We start from the raw sequence: 18,390 nt of genomic DNA, 5'->3' as shown, positions 1-18,390 counted from the left end.
GCCGGTCCGTCCGAACGGGCCGGCCCCCACGGGCCGTTCGGCGCCGGGGGCGTCAAGCCTCCGCCGCTTCGTCCTCCTCGTACGCGTCCTCGCCGGCCGCGGCTACCCCTTCGTCCGTCTCCTCCTCGGCCGCGAAGCCCACCAGCCAGTCGGCCAGCTCGTCACGCAGCCGGACGGTGGCTCCCAGCTGACACAGCACGCCGATCGTGCTCAAGGTCACACGGTGGATCAGGAGGTAGGACGGCGGCAGATTCAGCTGCTTGGCCAGCTGGTAGGCGGGGGAGCGGGGGTCGCCGATGCGGGCCGCCTGGCTCCGCATCCAGCTTCGGGTGAAGGTGAACTCGTCGGCCCGGGCCGGCTCGATGATCGGCAGCAGGTAGTCGAGAACGGCGTCGGGGTCCAGCTCTATCGACTCCCTGACGAAGCCCTCCGTGCGGAGCATCTCGTAGACGGCGTCCGCCTCACCGTCGAGCGTCATCCGCAGCGCCTCGCCGATGGGCTCGGGCAGACCGCCCGGCAGCCGGTCGACGGTGCCGAAGTCCAGGACGCCCAGACGCCAGTCGTCCTCGCCCTCCGGGCCGCCCGGCAGCAGCCGGAAGTTGCCCGGGTGCGGGTCGGCGTGCAGGAGCCCGGTGCGCGCCGGGCCGGAGAAGAGGAAGTGGGCCAGCAGCTGGCCGGCGCGGTCCCGCTGCTCCTGCGTGCCGTCCGAGATGATCTCCGAGAGCGGGATGCCGTCGATCCACTCGGTGATCAGCACCTGGTCGCACTGGTGGACGACGTCCGGCACCAGGATGTCCGGGTCCTCCGCGAACTCCTCGGCGTGGATCCGCTGGGCCTGCGCCTCCAGGTCGTAGTCCAGCTCCTCCGAGACGCGGTCCTTCAGCTCCGCGATCAGCGGCTTGACGTCCATGCCGGGGACCAGCGGGCCGAGCAGCCGGGCGAAGCGGCTGAGCTGGTTGAGGTCCGACAGCAGGGCCTCGCCGGCACCCGGGTACTGCACCTTGACGGCCACCTCGCGGCCGTCGTGCCACACGCCCCGGTGCACCTGGCCGATCGAGGCGGCCGCGGCGGGCTTGTCCTCGAATTCCAGGAACAGGTCCTTCCAGTCCTCCCCGAGCCGCTCCGCGAGCACCCCGTGCACGGTGCGCGTCGGCATCGGCGGGGCGGCCTCCTGGAGCTTGGTCAGCGCGGCCCGGTACGGTCCGGCGACCTCCTCGGGCAGCGCCGACTCGAAGACGGACAGTGCCTGCCCGAACTTCATCGCGCCGCCCTTGAGCTCGCCCAGCACCTTGAACAGCTGCTCCGCGGTCCGCTGCTGCAACTGCTGGCCGACGAGCTCCGCCGACTCGCCCACGATCCGCTTGCCGAGCCCCCAGGTCGCCCGCCCGGCGAAGCCGAGCGGGAGCGCGGCGAGCTTGGCGGTCCGGGTGACCGCCTTGCGGGGAAGATCAGACATGAGCCCTCCAAGTCCCTGCCGGCCGAGCGGGTTCCGCCTCACGGCGTTCTCCTGCTGACGGCCCTTGCCCCGCCATTGTCGCGCGCCACTCCCCGTCCTCGGCGATGTGTTCCTCCTTACCCTTCCCCGCGGCCCCGCACGGGCACTCGGGATGGGCCACAACCGGACGGGACCGCCAGGCCAGACCCGGCAGCGACACCTCCCAGCGGGCGCCCGTACTCGTCGGGCCTGCGCCGTCCAGGAAGGAGAGGGCGTGGGCCGCCGCCAGACCGGCGACGGTCGCCGCGAGAGTGAGGTCGCAGGGCCGCACCTCCTGCCGGCGGCCCGAGCGCCACTGGGCCACCAGGCGGGGCCAGGCCGGATCCCGGTCGGCGCGCTCCGCGTGCAGACAGCCCGCGCACCCCGTCTCGCCGGGCAGGACCAGGGGGCCGACGACGCCCGTCCCCTCCACCACCCCGGCATACAGGTGGGGCGTGCCGGAGGCCATCAACGGCTCGGCCGCCGCGGGATCGGGGGCGTGCACCGCGACGTCGTCGCGGGAGGTGACGATCACCAGGGAGAAGCCGGGGCCGTCTCCCTCGGCCCGCGCCGACGCGCCACGCCGTGGCCGGCGGCCGGGAGCGGCCCGGCGCACCAGCCGGCGGGCGGACTCGTCCCGCCGGTCGCCGACGGACTCCGCGGGCAGCCCGCCGGGGGCGACGTCCCACGGCTCGACGTGTCCCCCGTCGCGGACGTCGACGTCGCCGACACCCGCCCCCGACAACAGCCCGGCGACCGCCGCGCCCACCCGCCCCGCACCCCGCACACTCACCCGCAGGGCGCCGCGGGCGGCCAGGTGTCTGATCGCGTCCCCCGGTTCGGAGGTGGTCAGGGAGAGCGAGGCCAGGTCGGGGCGGAGCCGGTCGAGGACCTCCTTCCGCTGCCGCAGGGCGTCGGCGGCGGGTCCGCCGCCTCGGGAGTCGTCGAGCAGCCCGGCCCGCGCCAGCCGCTCCACCACCCGGTCGACATGCCCCTCGGGCAGATCCATGCGGTGCCCCTCCTCACGCAGGAGCGCGGCTCCCCTGGTGCCGTTGAGCAGTTCGAGGAAGCTGCCCGTCGCCGTGTCCACCGGGGCCAGCGTCAGTGCGTGGGCGGGTGTCATCCCGAACTGCACCGTGTTCAGATCGCGCCAGCCGCGACGGAGCGCGGGCTTCACCATCGGATGCATTCCTGATCCCCCGTGATCTTCGAGTGCGGCACGTCCCCGGCGGTCCGGCGGTGGTCGGTCGCCGGCAGCGGGGCCCGTGGCCGGCCGTGGACCCGCCGACGAGTGCCAGAATGCCCGGCCGTGCGACGAGGCGTCGAAAGTTGTCCACAGGCGGTGGGTATTCGTCGTACGAATCTGCCGTCCATCTCTGCGTACAAGTCAGCCGTCCAACGCAGTCCCCTCGAAGCAGCGGCGGCGGATCGGCACGGAACCGTCCCGGAGCCGGGACTTCCCCGTGTGCAGCGGGTAACGTCGTGGCGTGTCCGCCGACCCACTGAACCGCGCCGGGGCGTCCACGCGCACGCCCGCGAATCCGCCGCCGAACGGCCCGGGGGCGAGCGCGATCGAGGTCCGCAGGAGTGCCCGGCGCCGCCGGACGGTCTCCGCGTACCGCGAGGGCGATCGCACCGTGGTGCTGATCCCCGCCCGGATGTCGGAGGCGGAGGAGCAACGCTGGGTGAGCGTGATGCTGGACAAGCTGGCGGCGCAGGAGAGCAAGCGGGTCCTGGGCGACGCCGAGCTGGCCGAGCGCGCGCGGCGGCTGTCGGGCCAGTACTTCGAGGGGCGGGCCCGGCCGGCCACCGTCCGCTGGGTGACCAACCAGAACACCCGCTGGGGCTCCTGCACCCCGTCCGAGGGAAGCATCCGGCTGTCGCACCGCCTCCAGGGCATGCCGGAGTACGTCGTCGACTACGTCCTGCTCCACGAACTGGCCCATCTGCTCGTCCCCGGGCACGGGCCCCGCTTCTGGCGGCTGCTCGACGCCTATCCGCGGACCGAGCGGGCGCGGGGCTACCTGGAGGGCGTGGTCGCCGCGGAGCGACTGCCGCACGTACCCGGCGCCCGCGACGAGTAGCCGACCCCCTCGCACCCGTCCGGGGCGTCCGGCACGGGCGCGCACGCGTTTCGTACCGGGTCTGTACCGACATCCTCCGCCGTCGGCCTTTGCCGTTAGCCTGTCGCGACGCACTCGCATTCGGATGGGGGACGGTCGAAACGCATGGCCAGGGAATTCCAACGCGGCCACAAGGCCAGGATCAGTGACCTCACCGCGGGCACGGATCTGTACGTAGGCGTGCAGATCTCCGGCCCCGGTCTGAGCTTCGACATCAGCTGCTTCGGCCTCGACGCCGAGGAGCGGTTGTCGGACGACCGGTACTTCGTGTTCTTCAACCAGCCGAAGACCCCCGAGGAGTCCATCCAGCTCCTGGGTGCGCAGGCGGGAGACACGGAGTCCTTCCGGGTCACCCTCGACAGGATCCCGCAGGGGATCCAGAAGCTGTCCTTCACCGCGACGATCGACGGCGCGGGACAGATGTCCCAGGTGGGTCCCGGTTACCTCCGGATCGTGGCGGGCGGCGAGGAGGTGGCCCGGTACCCGTTCAGCGGCTCAGAGTTCTCCACCGAGCGCGCGGTGATGCTGGGCGACTTCTACCTGAAGGACGTGTGGCGGTTCGCGGCCGTCGGTCAGGGCTTCGACGGCGGGCTCGACGCGCTGCTGCGCAACTTCGGCGGCGAGGTCGCCGAGGAGGAGGCCCCCGAACCGCAGCAGCAGCCGCAGGCAGGTGCCGCCCCCGGGTTCGCGCCGCCCGCGCAGGCCGCGGCCCCGCCGGCCTTCGGCGTCCCCGCCGCGCCGGCGCCCGCCCCGGCGCAGCCGGCGCCGCAGGGCTTCGCGCCGCCCGCCGCCACCCCGCCGCAGGCTCCCGCCCCCGACGTGCACGCCGCGCAGACCATCGTCGCGCCCGTGCACACGCCGCCCGGCGGCTCGCCGGTGCCGCCACCGGCCCCGGCGCCCGCGCCCTACGGCCGGCCCGACCAGCAGCAGCCGCCGCACGGCCAGGCCCCCGGTCAGACGGCCCCTCTGCCCCCCGGCTACGGCCAGCCCCAGGCACCCCACGTACCACCCCAGACGCCGCCCCCGCCGCCCGGCTACGGCCAGCCCACCCCGCCCCCTGGGTACGGCCAGCCCACCCCGCCCCCTGGCTACGGTCAGACCCCCCAGGGCGCACCCCAGGCCATGCCCGCCGGCGTACCCCAGGGCGCCGGCCTGACCGCGGCGCTCCAGCAGTTCCGCGAGACCGCGACCGGACCGCGCTGGACGCAGCAGAACAAGAAGCTGGTCCGCGTCGACCTCGGCGCCGAGGGCCAGCCGGTGCTGGCGCGGCAGGGCAGCATGGTGCTCTACCAGGGCAAGGTCGACTTCAGCTACAAGGGCGCCGGATTCGCCGGGCGGGTGGTCGGCAACGCGACCGGCCAGGAGATGCAGCTCATGCGCTGCACCGGCAAGGGTCAGGTGTTCCTCGCGGACAACTCCGCGATGCTCCACCCCATCGAGCTCCAGGGCGACGCCGTGTGCGTCTCCGCGGAGAACGTCCTCGCCTTCGACGAGAGCCTCCAGTACGAGGTCCGCCGCATCGAGGGTCACGGCATCCCGGGCGGCGCCCTGTTCACGATGCAGTTCCAGGGCACCGGCACGATCGTCGTCAAGACGCGCGGCGTGCCCGTGGTGCTGCCGGTCACGCCCACGACGTTCGCCGACTGCAACGCCGTGGTCGCCTGGTCGGCCGCCGCCCAGGTCGTCGTCTCCAGCCAGGTGCGGATGCGCCGCAATTCTTACGCGGGCGACACCGGCGAGAGCGTCAATCTGCAGTTCCGGGCCGCGCCCGGCAGCTTCGTCGTCGTCCAGCCGTACGAGATCTGAGGGAGAGCCCGAGATGAACCAGCCGCTCGCGGGCTACGCCCCCGCACCCGTCACCGCCCGCATGGAGAACCACGGCAACCACATGCTGAAGGTCGCCATGCAGACCGGAAACGACCTCCTCGCGCGCGTGGGCTCGATGGTGGCCTACGAAGGCTTCGTCCAGTACGAGCCCAATCCGCCGGCCGTCCGCCAGATCGCCAAGGACTGGATGACCGGCGAGGGCGCGCCCCTCATGAAGTGCTCCGGCGACGGACTCCTCTACCTCGCCGACTACGGCGCCAACGTCGTCGTGATCAACCTCAACGGCGACGGGATCTCCGTCAACGCCACCAACCTCCTCGCCTTCGACGCCCACCTGACGTGGGGCGTGGAGCGGGTGAAGGGCCTGGCGAAGTTCGCCGGGCAGGGCCTGTGGAACACCAGGATCTCCGGGCAGGGCTGGGTCGCGCTCACCTCGCGGGGCAAGCCGATCGTCGTCGACTGCGGCGGTGGCGAGGACGAGACGTACGTCGACCCGGACGCACTGGTCGCCTGGTCCCCGAACCTCAAGGTGAAGGGCAAGCGCAGCTTCAAGGCGCAGTCGCTGATCGGCCGGGGGAGCGGCGAGGCCTTCCAGATGGCCTTCTCCGGTCAGGGCATCGTCGTCGTCCAGCCCAGCGAGGACAGCACCGACCGCCTCCGGGCGCGGGGCTGAGGGGGAGCCACCATCATGCAGAGTCCGATTTTCGCCTACAACGACCAGCAGTCGCAGGAGGCCTGGAGCCTTCAGAACAAGCACATGCTGCGTGTCGCCCTCACGGGCCACGACGACGTGCTGGCCCGCAAGGGCACGATGGTCGCCTACCAGGGCCTCGTCGAGTTCGACGCCGAGTACCAGAGCAACAACCAGTCACGCGCGCGTGCGCACACCGGCGAGGGCCTTGACCTGATGCGCTGCCACGGGCAGGGGACGGTCTTCTTCGCCAACCTCGCCCAGTGCGTCCACGTCGTCGACGTGGACCAGGACGGACTCACCGTCGACAGCAGCTACGTGCTGGCGATGGACTCGTCCCTGCACCACGAGGTCATCGCCGTGGACAGCCTCTACGGCATCTCCGGCTCCGGGAAGTACCAGCTCAACATCACGGGCCGCGGCAAGGTCGCCCTGATGACCTCGGGCGTGCCGCTGTTCATGCAGGTCACTCCCGACAAGTACGTCAACTGCGACGCCGACGCGATCGTCGCCTGGTCCACCGGTCTGCGGGTGCAGATGCAGGCCCAGACGCACTCCTCCGGGGTGTGGCGGCGGCGCGGCAACACCGGCGAGGGCTGGGAGCTGAGCTTCATGGGCAGCGGCTTCGCGCTCGTCCAGCCCAGCGAGCTGCTGCCGCCGCAGAACGCCCAGCTCGGCTCGGGCCTAGCCGCCCAGTACGGCATGGGCCAGCAGGGTGCGCGCGGACAGAACCAGGGCAACGTCTGGAGCTGAGCGCATACCACGCGGGTAAGGGGTGATCGCCAGGCGGTCACCCCTTACGGCTGCTCCGAAGGGGGGCGCCCCCGGCGGTCACTTCCCGAACGCTCCGCAGGCTCAGACCCGGGCGAGCGTCGCCTCCAGCAGGCGCACCACCGACTCGTCGGCGACGTCCGCGACCTCCGCGTACGGGAACCAGCGCAGGTCGAGGGACTCGTCGCTGATCGCCTCCACGGCCCCGGACGGGGCCACCGCCGCGTACTGGACATCGAGGTGCCAGGCGCAGGGCGTGTGGTGCCGGTCCAGCCGCACCGGCCCCCCGGGCGCCAGGGTCAGGCCGTCGATGCCGGACTCCTCGGTGGCCTCGCGCAGGGCCGCCCGCGCCAGCGTCCGGTCACCGGGCTCGCAGTGGCCGCCCATCTGGAGCCACATCCGCAGCTTCTTGTGGAGGGTCAGCAGCGCCCGCCCGCGCGAGGGGTCGACGACCAGGGCGCTCGCCGTGACGTGCCCGGCGCCGCAGGCCTTCCACAGGCCGTCCGGGTGGGCGGCCAGATGGTCCAGGTAGACCTGACGCAGCTCGTCCTGGCCCTGGTGCTCCTTCAGGACCAGGACCGCGTCGTCGTGGAGGCTCACTCGGTGCCGTCGCCCTTGTCCCCGGGCTTTCCTCCGGGCTCGCCGTCGGTGCCGTCCGGGTCCTGCTCCGCCCGGCCGCTCTCGTCCTGGCCGGGCGTGTCCTTCTTCCTGAGGTCGGGCTTGCCGGCCGCCTCGCCCAGCATCTTGTCCAGCTCGGAGAAGTCGAGCTGCTCGCGGTGGACGAAGCCGTCCGGGTCGTTCAGGTCGTCGGCGGTCGGCAGCATGTCCGGGTGGGCCCACAGGCCGTCCCGGCCGTCGACGCCGCGCGCGTCGGTCAGGGAGGCCCACAGGCGGGAGGCGTCCCGCAGCCGGCGCGGCCGCAGCTCCAGACCGATCAGCGTGGCGAAGGTCTGCTCCGCCGGCCCGCCCGAGGCGCGACGGCGCCGCAGGGTCTCGCGCAGCGCGTCGGCCGAGGACAGCCGGGGCTTGGCGGCGGCGTGCACGACCGCGTCCACCCAGCCCTCGACCAGCGCAAGGGCCGTCTCCAGCCGGGCCAGGGCCGCCTTCTGCTCCGGCGTGTCCTCGGGCTGGAACATGCCCTGCTGGAGAGCCTCCTGCAGCTGCTCCGGGTTCTGCGGGTCGAACTGGCCGACCACGTCCTCCAGCTTGGCCGTGTCGACCTTGATGCCCCGGGCGTAGCCGTCGACGGCGCCGAACAGGTGCGAGCGCAGCCACGGCACGTGCGCGAAGAGACGCTGGTGGGCGGCCTCGCGCAGGGCGAGGTAGAGCCGCACCTCCTCCTGCGGCACGCCGAGGTCCTGGCCGAAGGCCTCGATGTTCGCCGGCAGCAGCGCGGCCTTGCCCGCCGGACCGAGCGGCAGGCCCACGTCGGTCGAGCCGACGACCTCGCCGGCGAGCACGCCGACGGCCTGTCCGATCTGGGTGCCGAACATGGCGCCGCCCATGGACCGCATCATGCCGATCAGCGGGCCCGCCATGGCCTGCATCTCCTCCGGCAGCACGTCCCCCATGGCGTTGCCGACGCGCTCGGCGACCGGGTCGACCAGCTCGCGCCAGGCCGGCAGGGTCGCCTCGACCCACTCCGCGCGGCTCCAGGCCACCGCGGTGCCCGAGCCCGACGGGAGCGCGGTCGCGTCGTCCAGCCACAGGTCGGCCAGGCGCACGGCCTCCTGGACCGCGGTGCGCTCGGCGGGGCCGACGCTGGCGTCCTTGCGGCCGTCCGGCGTGCCCTGCGAGACCGTCTGGCGGGCGATCTGCTTGGCCATGTCCCAGTTCACCGGGCCGCCCTCGTAGGAGAGCATCTGGCCCAGCTGCTGGAACGCGGCGCCCAGGTCGTTGGGGTTCATGGAACCGAACATGGCAGCGAACGGATTGTCCGCACCGGGGCCACCCAGGCCACCGGCTCCGGGCATCCCGAATCCGAACGGGTTGGCCGGTCCCTGACCACCGCCGCTCTGCTGGTCCTTCTTCTTGCCCTCGTCGCCGTCGTCCGGCTCCTCCGGCGGAAGGCCGAATCCGAATGGGGTGTCACTCACGGGGTTCCTCGGCTGGTAGGGCCGCCGGTTCTTTCCGGCGGCACGGCTGCCCGACTTCACCACCCAGCGTAGACACCCGCGGCGGTTCGGGCCTCGGTGCTTCGCCGACTGACGGCCTGCGGCAGGATGGATGCCACCTGGTACGCACGCGTCGCTCGCGCTCGTACTGAAGACAACCGCTGGAGACGCCCGGTGAGTTCCCCAGATCCGCAGGTTCGCGCAGCGCGAAACCAGTCAACCAGTTCCTCCCGCCCCGGCGCGCGCGGACCCGTGGTCGCGGTGACCGGCGCCGCGTCGGGCGTCGGGGCGCTGCTCACCGCGCGGCTGGCCGCGTCCGACGAGGTCAGACAGGTCGTGGCCATCGACGAGCGGCGCGGCGCGTGTGACGAGGCGCGCTGGCAGATCCTGGACGTGAGGGACCCCGCCATCGCGGAGAAACTGCGGGGTGCGGACGTCGTGGTGCACCTGGCGCTCGACCTCGACCTGGAGACCGACGCGGCCGCCCGGACGGCTTACAACGTCCGGGGGACGCAGACCGTCCTGACCGCCGCCGCGGCGGCCGGCGTGCACCGCGTCGTCCTCTGCACCTCCGCGATGGTCTACGGCGCCCTCCCGGACAACGAGCTGCCGCTGTCCGAGGACGCCGAGCTGCGCGCCACCGCCGAGGCCACGGGCGTCGGCGACCTGCTGGAGATCGAACGCCTCGCCCGGCGCGCGCCCCGGGCGCACCCCGGACTGAACGTGACCGTCGTCCGGCCCGCCGTGCTCGTCGGAGGCATGGACACCGCGCTGACCAGGTATTTCGAGTCGCCTCGGCTGCTCGTCGTCGCCGGGTCGCGGCCCGCGTGGCAGTTCTGCCACGTCGACGACCTGTGCAGCGCCCTGGAGTACGCCGTCCTGGAGAAGGCCGACGGCGAGCTGGCCGTCGGGTGCGACGGCTGGCTGGAGCAGGAGGAGGTCGAGGAGCTGAGCGGGATCCGGCGCATGGAGCTGCCGTCCACGGTCGCGCTCGGCGCGGCGGCCCGGCTGCACCGGATCGGACTGACGCCCTCCCCGGCCGGCGACCTGGCGTACACGATGTACCCCTGGGTGGTCAGCGGCAGCCGGCTGCACGACGCCGGGTGGCGGCCGAAGTACACCAATGAGGAGGTCCTCTCCGAGCTGCTGGAGGAGGTCTCCGGACGGCACACGGTCGCGGGCCGGCGCCTCGGCCGCAAGGACGCGACGGCCGCGGGAGCCGCGGGCGCGACGGTGGCGCTGCTGGGCGCGGCGGCGGTGGTGCGGCGGGCCCGCAAGGCCCGGCGCCGCATCTGACTGTAGGACGCTCCAACCGCGTACGCGCGCGTGCCGGGCGATCACGCTATTCCCGCCCGTCCGCGGCGTGCGGCACGATGGGCGCATGGCAACCAACGACCACCCCGGTGAGCGGGCCGCGGCGGACCCCGTCAAGCTGATCGGCGTCCGCGAGACCCCCCTGTCCGTCGACGAGGTCTTCCGGGCCGTCGGCGACGACGCGGCCGGCGGCACCGCGCTGTTCGTGGGCACCGTCCGCAACCACGACGGCGGCACCGACGTCGACCGGCTCGGCTACTCCTGCCACCCCGGCGCCGAGGCGGAGATGCGCCGCGTCGCCGAGAAGGTCGTCGCCGAGTACCCCGTACGGGCCCTCGCGGCCGTCCACCGTGTGGGGGATCTGGAGGTCGGGGACCTCGCCGTCGTCGTCGCCGTCTCCTGCCCGCACCGGGGCGAGGCCTTCGACGCCTGCCGGAAGCTGATCGACGACCTCAAGCACGAGGTGCCGATCTGGAAGCACCAGACGTTCTCCGACGGGACCGAGGAGTGGGTGGGCGCCTGCTGACGAGCGCCCGGCGCCCCCGTCCCGGCACCTCCGGCACCTCTCTTGGCTCAGGTTGCGTAACCCGCCCCCCGGCGTGAGCGTTGTCACTGCGGATGGTTAATCTGCTGATCAGTCAGTTGCGGACGTTCATGGGGCTGGGAGGTCGGGCATGGCAGCGCTTGCCTGGTTGCTGATTCCGCTTTTGGCCGCCGTCGGCGCCGGGCTGTGGGGCAGTTGGGCCAACCGGACCCGGCGGACCCGCGGGGACGGCCCCGAGCTGGACGGGTACGCCCGCTTCCGCGAGGCGATGGAGAAGCCCCGCACCGGCGCCTGACCGGACCGCCCTGACGGTGCTCCGACAGCCTCGTCCCGTACTGTCGTGCCATGCCACGCCGCACCGCGACGATGCTCGCCTCCACCCTGATGCTGATCGCGCTCCTGTGCGCGGGTGTGTTCATCCCCGTGCCCTATTCGGAGATGTCGCCGGGGCCGACGGTGAACACCCTCGGGGACCACGACGGCGAGCCGGTGCTCCAGATCTCCGGGCACAAGACCTACGAGGCGAGCGGTCACCTCAACATGACCACCGTCCGCGTCACCAGCGCCGAGTACAAGATGAACCTCGTGGAGGCGGTCTACGGCTGGCTGGCGCACGACAACAGCGTGGTGCCGCACGACACGATCTACCCGGACGGCAAGACCGAGGAAGAGGCCACCCAGGAGAACGCCGAGGAGTTCAGCCAGTCCCAGGAGAGCGCGAAGGTCGCCGCCCTGAAGGCGCTGGACGTCCCGGTGAAGTCCTGGGTGGTCGTCTCCACGGTGGTCAAGGACTCCCCGGCGCAGGGCAGGCTGCACGCCGGTGACGTGATCAAGGCGGTGGACGGGACGACGGTCAAGAAGCCCTCCGACGTCGCCGACCTGGTGACCAAGCACAAGCCCGGCGAGGACGTCGTCTTCACGATCGTGCCCGCCGACGAGCAGGCCGACGCGGAGAAGGAGCGCCGGACGCCCACCGAGACGGAGAAGGTCACGATCACCACCCGGGCCTCCGACGACCAGGGCGAGCAGCGCGCCATCGTCGGGATCTCGGCCGGAACCGACCACACCTTCCCGTTCTCCATCGACATCAAGCTGGCCGACGTCGGCGGCCCGAGCGCCGGTCTGATGTTCGCCCTCGGCATCTACGACAAGCTCACCCCGGGCGACCTCACCGGCGGCAGCTTCGTCGCCGGCACCGGGACGATCGACGACAGCGGCAAGGTCGGCCCGATCGGCGGCATCAGCATGAAGACGATCGGCGCGCGCGGCAAGGGCGCCCAGTACTTCCTGACGCCCGCCGACAACTGCGCGACCGCCGCCGCGGACGTCCCCGACGGGCTCACCCTCGTGAAGGTGGACACCATCGACGACGCCCTCGGCGCGCTGCGGGACATCCGCTCCGGGAAGACCTCCGACCTCCCCGAGTGCGCGAAGGGTTAGCCGGGGGGCGGTCGCGGGCCGCTACTCCGCGAAGGTCGCCGTCAGCGCCTGGGCCAGGCCCGGCACCAGGTCGGAGCCGGTGAGCACCTCCGTGGAGGTGTCCTTCTCGCGCAGCCGCAGGGCCGAGTCGCGGGCGCCGTCGCGCAGCACCGCGACCGTCATGCGGACCTCCTGGCGGTCCGGGTGCTCCGCCACCCACCGCGCCAGCTTCGCCTCGTTCAGGCCCTCCGGGACCTGCGCCTCGGCGGACGGCGGCAGCATCAGACGCTCCACGGCGAGGGCGCAGCCCACCACCGCGTCGGGCCAGGCGATGGTGCCCAGGAACTCGTCGAGCGGCTGGTCCGTTGGAACCTCGTCCTGCTCGATCGGTGTCAGGCCGGAGGTGTCCGGCTCGTCGGGAAGGCCGAGCCGGTCGGCGAGCGAGGGCTGATCGGTCCTCAGCCGGGCGGTGTCGACAAGTGCAAAGAGGCGTGCGGGCTGGTCCCAGCCGAGCCCGGAGACGTACTCGTCGATCTCGAGTACGGCCCGGGTGAGGGGGCTCGCAGCCATGGGGGTGTTGGACATGGTCACAATCCTGCCTCGTTCCTGGCCCGAATCGGGAACCGAGTAAACGATGAGTAAGTTGCATAAGTGTGGGCCCACGATCACGGGGGCGCACGGGGGGCCCGCGAACCCGAGGGCCTGACGGATCAACAGCGAACTTCGAGGTGCGCACCTTGGCTTTCCAGATGCCGGACCGCGGCGGAGGCCCCCCGACGGGGCCGCGGATCAGAGTGGGCCGCCCGTCCCGGCGTGTCCGAACCCTGCTGCTGACACTTGGTGTCCTCGCAGTGCTCCTCATGGCGTTCACCATGTTCGCCGGGTTCTGGACGGACTGGCTCTGGTACCGGTCGGTCAACTACTCGTCGGTGTTCACGACGACCCTGTGGACCAAGATCGGGCTCTTCTTCGTCTTCGGCCTGCTGATGGCGCTCGCCGTCGGGTTCAACATCTGGCTGGCCCACCGGCTGCGCCCGCCGCTCAGCGCCATGTCGATGGAGCAGCAGAACCTCGACCGGTACCGGATGGGCATCGCCCCGTACAAGAAGTGGCTGCTGCTCGGCATCACCGCGCTGGTCGGCCTGATCGCCGGCGCCTCGGCGTCCGGCCAGTGGCGGACCTGGCTGATGTGGGTCAACGGCGTGCCCTTCGGCCAGAAGGACCCCCAGTTCAAGCTGGACGTCTCCTTCTACGCCTTCGACCTGCCGTGGTACCGGTTCCTGCTCGGCTTCGGCTTCGCGGCAGTGATCATCTCGGTGATCGCCGCCGCGCTCACGCACTATCTGTACGGCGGGCTGCGGGTCACCAGCCCGGGCGCGCGTGCCACGGCCGCCGCCACCGGCCACCTGTCGGTGCTCCTCGGTGTCTTCGTCGCCCTCAAGGCGATCGCCTACTGGCTCGACCGGTACGGGCTCGCGGTGAAGTCCAGCGACTTCAAGGCGACCGACAACTGGACCGGCCTCAGGTACGTCGACGCCAACGCCTACCTGCCGGCCAAGACCATCCTGTTCTGCATCGCGGTGATCTGCGCCCTGCTGTTCTTCGCCACCCTGTGGCGGCGCACCTGGCAGCTGCCCGTGATCGGCTTCGGCCTGATGGTCCTCTCGGCCATCCTGATCGGCGGCCTGTACCCGGCACTGGTCCAGAAGTTCCAGGTCCAGCCGAACGAGCAGGCCAAGGAAGCGCCGTACGTCGAGAAGAACCTGGCGGCCACGCGCGACGCCTACGGGATCGAGGGGACCGAGGTCTCCGAGTACGCGGGCAGGAGCGAGACCAAGGACAAGACCAAGCTCCGGGACGACGCGGACGGTGCCGCGTCCATCCGGATCATGGACCCGAACATCATCTCGCCGACCTTCCAGCAGCTCCAGCAGATGCGTAACTACTACGCGTTCCCGACCAACCTGGACGTCGACCGCTACGCCAAGGACGGCAAGGACCAGGACACGGTCATCGGTCTGCGCGAGCTGAACCTCGCCGGCATCCCGAAGAAGAACTGGATCAACAACCACTTCCGCTACACCCACGGCTACGGCGCGGTCGCGGCCAAGGGGACCCAGGTCGACTCCGAGGGCCGACCGGTCTTCACCGAGTCGGACCTGCCCTCCGAGGGCGACCTCGGGAAGTACGAGCAGCGGATCTACTACGGCGAGAAGACCACCACCTACTCGATTGTCGGCGGTCCCCAGAAGGAGATCGACTACTCCGACGACACCGGGGAGAAGACCTTCAGCTACAAGGGCGACGGCGGGGTCGACCTGTCCAGCCCGATCAACCGGGCGGCGTACGCCGCGGCGTTCAGCGAGCCGCAGATCCTCTACTCCGGTGCGATCGGCGAGGGTTCGAAGATCCTCTACAACCGCACGCCCAAGGAGCGCGTCGAGGCGGTCGCCCCGTGGCTGACCATCGACGGCGACGCCTACCCGGCGGTGGTGGACGGCCGCATCCAGTGGATCGTCGACGCGTACACCACGACGAACGGCTATCCCTACGCCTCCCGCACGACGCTCGGCGACACGACCGCCGACTCGCTGACGGCGAACAACAACTCACGCGCGGTGGTGGCCCAGCAGAACCAGGTCAACTACATCCGCAACTCCGTGAAGGCGACCGTCGACGCGTACACCGGTGACGTCAAGCTCTACCAGTGGGACACCAAGGACCCGGTCCTGAAGACCTGGATGAAGGCGTTCCCCGACACGGTGAAGGCCAAGAGCGAGATCTCCGGCGAGCTGATGGCGCACCTGCGCTATCCCCAGGACCTGTTCAAGGTCCAGCGCGAGCTGCTCACCCGCTACCACGTGAAGGACGCCAACACCTTCCTCAGCGGCAGCGAGGTGTGGCAGGTGCCGGACGACCCGACCAACAAGTCGGGCGACGCGGTACCGCCGTACTACCTGAGCATGAAGATGCCCGACCAGAAGCAGCAGGCGTTCTCGCTGACGACGACGTTCACGCCCAACGGACGTGACAATCTCAGCGCGTTCATGTCCGTCGACGCCGAGGCCGGGACGAGCGACTACGGCAAGATCAGAATCCTGAAACTGCCGACCAGCACCACCGTCGACGGACCCAAACAGGTACAGAGCCAGTTCAACTCCGAACAGGACATCGCCGAGTCCATCAGGCTGCTGAGAGGCGGCGACTCGGAGGTCGAGTACGGCAACCTGCTGACCGTGCCGCTCGACGGCGGACTGCTGTACGTCGAGCCGGTCTACGTCCGCGGTGGCGACCTCAAGTACCCCCTGCTGCGCAAGGTGCTGGTGAGTTACGGCGGCAACACGGCCTTCGAGAACACGCTCGACGAAGCCCTCAACAAGGTCTTCGGCGCGCAGGCGGCCGAGCCCGAACCACCGGCGGACACCGGCGAGGACCCGGGCGGGGACACGACGGAGCCGCCCGCGTCCACCAACCCGACCGTCCGGGAAGCGCTCAATGACGCGCAGGAGGCCTTCGACGCCGGCCAGAAGGCCCTGGAGCAGAAGGACCTGGCCGCGTACGCCGAGGCGCAGAAGGACCTGGAGAAGGCGCTCCAGCGCGCGGAGGACGCTCAGGCCAACGCCGACCAGGGCGCCGGGGACGAGAACGGGGACGACAAGGCGAGTCCCAGCGCGTCACCGAGCGGCTGACCGAGCCGCCACCGACCGGCGTTCGAGCTGGTCAAGGCCCATCCCGCGCCGTGCTAGGGTTGTACACACAACGGCGCGGGGTGGAGCAGCTCGGTAGCTCGCTGGGCTCATAACCCAGAGGTCGCAGGTTCAAATCCTGTCCCCGCTACTGAAATCATGTGCCAAGGGTGCATGACCGCGAAGGCCCGGATTCCGAAAGGGATCCGGGCCTTTCTGGTGTGCGAACGCATGTGCCGGTGAGGCCGACGGCCGCGCCGCCAGGGGGAGTTGGGCCGATCTGTGTTTGACTTGTCGTCCTGTGGGCATGTCGACAAAACGCTGAAGTGACCTCACTGGCTGCGATATACCGGATGTACCAAGGTTGCAGGTGGTGCGACGATGGACGTTATGGGGGACATGGCAAATCTGTTCGGGACAGGGCGTTTTGCGCAGCCGTCCGGTCAGGAGGAGGCCACGGACGAGGCCCAGGAGGCCGCCGACGAGGCCGCGGAGGAAGTACGGCTGAGGCTGGCCGTCGACGGCGGGGACGTCGAGGCGATGAGCGTGCTCGGCGCGATGCTGCTGCGCCGGGGGGACTTCGACGGGGCGGAGTCGCAGCTGCGGGCCGCCACCGCGGCCGGTGACCGCGCGGCCGCCAACAACCTCGGCGTGCTGCTTCACCAGCGCGGCTACGCCGACGAGGCCGCGGGCTGGTGGCGGATCGCGGCGGTCGCCGGATCCGCAGCGGCCGCGCACGCGCTGGGGCGGCACTTCCGCGAGCGAGGTGACGAGCCCGCCGCCGAGTACTGGCTGCGCCAGTCCGCCGAGCAGGGCCATGTCCTGGGCGCCTACGCCCTCGCCGACCTCCTGGAGCACCGCGGCGACGACGCGGGCGCCGGGCGCTGGATGCGGGCCGCCGCCGAGCGCGGGCACCGGGAGGCCGCCTACCGGCTGGCGCGGACGCTGGACCGCGGCGCCGGTCAGGACCGCGACGGCGCCGACGCGACCGGCGCCGCCGGCGAGGAGGTCGAGCAGTGGTACCGCCAGGCCGCGGCACGCGGTCACCGGCGGGCCGCGCTGCACCTCGGGACGATCCTGGAGAAGCGGGGCGAGCTCAAGGAGGCCGGCCGCTGGTACCTCACCTCGGCCAAGGACGGCGAGGCCCGCGCCGCATGCGCGCTGGGCTTCCTGCTGCGGGACGCCGGCGACGTCGAGAGCGCCGCCGTGTGGTGGCTGCGGGCCGCCCAGGACGGCGACGGCAACGCCGCCAACGCCCTGGGCGCGCTGCACGCCGAGCGCGGCGAGACCCAGACCGCCGAGCGCTGGTACCGGGCCGCGATGGACGCCGGGGACGACAACGGCGCCTACAACCTCGGGCTGCTCTGCGCCGAGCAGGGCCGCACCGCGCAGGCCGAGCAGTGGTACCGCCGCGCGGCGTACGCCGGTCACCGGGAGGCCTCCAACGCGCTCGCCATCCTGCTGCTGCGCGGCGGGGACGAGACGGGTGCCGAGCCCTGGTTCTCCAAGGCGGCCGAGGCGGGCAGCGTCGACGCCGCCTTCAACCTCGGCATCCTGCACGCGGGACGGGGCGCCGAGAAGACGGCGCTGCGCTGGTACGAGCGCGCCGCGGCGGCCGGGCACACCGAGGCGGCGCTGCAGGTGGGCATGGCCCGGCTGCGTGCCGGTGACGAGCGCGAGGCGGAGCGCTTCCTGCGCTGCGCGGCGGGCGGCGGCAGCGCGGAGGCCGCGTACCGGCTGGCGACGGTCCTGGACGCCCGCCGGCCGCCGGCGCCCGCCCACGAGCTGGGCGAGCCGGCGCAGGACAGGTCCGAGTGCGAGGAGTGGTACGAGCGGGCGGCCTCCCAGGGGCACCGCCGGGCCCAGGTGCGGGTCGGGATGCTCGCCGCGGCCCGGGGCGACGTGGTGGAGGCGGCGCGCTGGTACCGGCGGGCGGCCGAGGCCGGGTCCCGCAACGGCGCGTTCAACCTGGGGCTGCTGCTGGCCCGCGAGGGGAGCGAGCCGGAGGCCGTCGTGTGGTGGCGCCGCGCCGCCGACGCCGGGCACGGCCGGGCCGCGCTGCGGCTGGCACTGGTCTGCGCCCGGCGGGGCGACCTGGCGGAGGGGCAGCGCTGGGCGGACCGGGCGGTGTCGCTGGGACCGCCCGAGGTCGGCGAGCGGGCGGCCCGGCTGCGGGACGCGCTGCGGCAGGAGCTTTCCGCCTAGGAGGGTCCGGACGGAACCGATTTGCTTCTCGTCGTGGGCGTGCCGTAATGTTCCATTCACCGACGCGGGGTGGAGCAGCTCGGTAGCTCGCTGGGCTCATAACCCAGAGGTCGCAGGTTCAAATCCTGTCCCCGCTACTGAAGGCCGAGGGCCGGAATCCGAAAGGGTTCCGGCCCTCGGTGCGTTCCCGGAGTGTCCTCGCGGCGACCGGGTCTCGTGCGT

15 protein-coding genes and 2 tRNA genes are annotated in these 18,390 nt (G+C 71.9%); 12 read left to right on the top strand and 5 right to left on the bottom strand.

The features are described 5' to 3' along the window. Nucleotides 1-52: 52 nt before the first annotated feature. Entirely contained in the window at nt 53-1,456 is a 1,404-nt protein-coding gene (locus tag IE108_RS04090; protein ID WP_064731957.1) for an ABC1 kinase family protein, read from the bottom strand. After that, nucleotides 1,449-2,663, bottom strand: coding sequence for a TOMM precursor leader peptide-binding protein (locus tag IE108_RS04085; RefSeq protein WP_189397574.1), 1,215 nt, complete (start codon nt 2,661-2,663; stop codon nt 1,449-1,451). Before IE108_RS04085 ends, IE108_RS04090 begins: the two co-directional genes overlap by 8 nt. A gap of 298 nt (nt 2,664-2,961) precedes the next feature. Between IE108_RS04085 and IE108_RS04080 the strand changes: the two genes are divergently transcribed. From IE108_RS04080 to IE108_RS04065, 4 genes are all read left to right on the top strand, one after another. Next, nucleotides 2,962-3,558 carry a M48 metallopeptidase family protein gene (locus IE108_RS04080; protein ID WP_064729726.1) on the top strand — a complete coding sequence of 199 codons (597 nt, stop codon included), beginning with the start codon at nt 2,962-2,964 and terminating at the stop codon, nt 3,556-3,558. A gap of 144 nt (nt 3,559-3,702) precedes the next feature. Further along, nucleotides 3,703-5,403, top strand: coding sequence for a TerD family protein (locus IE108_RS04075; RefSeq protein ID WP_064729727.1), 1,701 nt, complete (start codon nt 3,703-3,705; stop codon nt 5,401-5,403). Nucleotides 5,404-5,416: 13 nt separating this feature from the next. Beyond that, nucleotides 5,417-6,097, top strand: coding sequence for an AIM24 family protein (locus IE108_RS04070; protein ID WP_064729728.1), 681 nt, complete (start codon nt 5,417-5,419; stop codon nt 6,095-6,097). Nucleotides 6,098-6,112: 15 nt separating this feature from the next. After that, entirely contained in the window at nt 6,113-6,868 is a 756-nt protein-coding gene (locus tag IE108_RS04065) for an AIM24 family protein (protein WP_064729729.1), read from the top strand. 102 nt (nt 6,869-6,970) lie between these two features. On the opposite strand, the gene IE108_RS04060 is transcribed toward IE108_RS04065, so the two are convergent. Both IE108_RS04060 and IE108_RS04055 read right to left on the bottom strand, forming a co-directional pair. Further along, nucleotides 6,971-7,486, bottom strand: coding sequence for an NUDIX hydrolase (locus IE108_RS04060; RefSeq protein WP_064729730.1), 516 nt, complete (start codon nt 7,484-7,486; stop codon nt 6,971-6,973). Next, nucleotides 7,483-8,982 (bottom strand): zinc-dependent metalloprotease, encoded by a 1,500-nt coding sequence (locus IE108_RS04055; protein WP_064729731.1) that lies wholly within the window; start codon nt 8,980-8,982, stop codon nt 7,483-7,485. Before IE108_RS04055 ends, IE108_RS04060 begins: the two co-directional genes overlap by 4 nt. 192 nt (nt 8,983-9,174) lie before the next feature. Here IE108_RS04055 and IE108_RS04050 point away from each other — a divergent pair, with 192 nt between their 5' ends. The 4 genes from IE108_RS04050 to IE108_RS04035 all read left to right on the top strand — a co-directional run bounded on the left by IE108_RS04050 (nt 9,175) and on the right by IE108_RS04035 (nt 12,298). Further along, entirely contained in the window at nt 9,175-10,296 is a 1,122-nt protein-coding gene (locus IE108_RS04050; RefSeq protein WP_064729732.1) for an SDR family oxidoreductase, read from the top strand. Nucleotides 10,297-10,381: 85 nt separating this feature from the next. Then, nucleotides 10,382-10,840: a molybdenum cofactor biosynthesis protein MoaE gene (locus tag IE108_RS04045; protein ID WP_064729733.1), complete on the top strand. Its 459-nt coding sequence runs from the start codon at nt 10,382-10,384 to the stop codon at nt 10,838-10,840. Between the two features lie 148 nt (nt 10,841-10,988). Beyond that, complete coding sequence (locus tag IE108_RS04040) at nt 10,989-11,153, top strand: hypothetical protein (RefSeq protein WP_181849283.1); 165 nt, start codon at nt 10,989-10,991, stop codon at nt 11,151-11,153. 50 nt (nt 11,154-11,203) lie between these two features. Next, nucleotides 11,204-12,298, top strand: a complete 1,095-nt coding sequence (locus tag IE108_RS04035; RefSeq protein ID WP_064729734.1) for a YlbL family protein — start codon at nt 11,204-11,206, stop codon at nt 12,296-12,298. Between the two features lie 21 nt (nt 12,299-12,319). Here IE108_RS04035 and IE108_RS04030 read toward each other — a convergent pair whose 3' ends face one another. After that, the gene (locus tag IE108_RS04030) at nt 12,320-12,862 is read right to left on the bottom strand and encodes a PPA1309 family protein (RefSeq protein ID WP_064731958.1); all 543 of its coding nucleotides are present in this window, start codon (nt 12,860-12,862) and stop codon (nt 12,320-12,322) included. Nucleotides 12,863-13,026: 164 nt separating this feature from the next. On the opposite strand from IE108_RS04030, the gene IE108_RS04025 reads away from it, so the two are divergent. From IE108_RS04025 to IE108_RS04010, 4 genes are all read left to right on the top strand, one after another. Further along, complete coding sequence (locus IE108_RS04025) at nt 13,027-15,966, top strand: UPF0182 family membrane protein (RefSeq protein ID WP_229851632.1); 2,940 nt, start codon at nt 13,027-13,029, stop codon at nt 15,964-15,966. A 74-nt stretch (nt 15,967-16,040) separates the two neighbouring features. After that, nucleotides 16,041-16,114, top strand: a tRNA-Met gene (locus IE108_RS04020). Nucleotides 16,115-16,353: 239 nt separating this feature from the next. Next, complete coding sequence (locus IE108_RS04015; protein WP_064729736.1) at nt 16,354-18,168, top strand: tetratricopeptide repeat protein; 1,815 nt, start codon at nt 16,354-16,356, stop codon at nt 18,166-18,168. Nucleotides 18,169-18,231: 63 nt separating this feature from the next. Next, a tRNA-Met gene (locus IE108_RS04010) sits at nt 18,232-18,305 on the top strand. The last annotated feature ends 85 nt before the right edge of the window (nt 18,306-18,390 follow it).

The organism is Streptomyces parvulus (assembly GCF_014648855.1).
Classification (GTDB): domain Bacteria; phylum Actinomycetota; class Actinomycetes; order Streptomycetales; family Streptomycetaceae; genus Streptomyces; species Streptomyces parvulus.
This window is presented reverse-complemented; position numbering and strand designations above follow the sequence as displayed.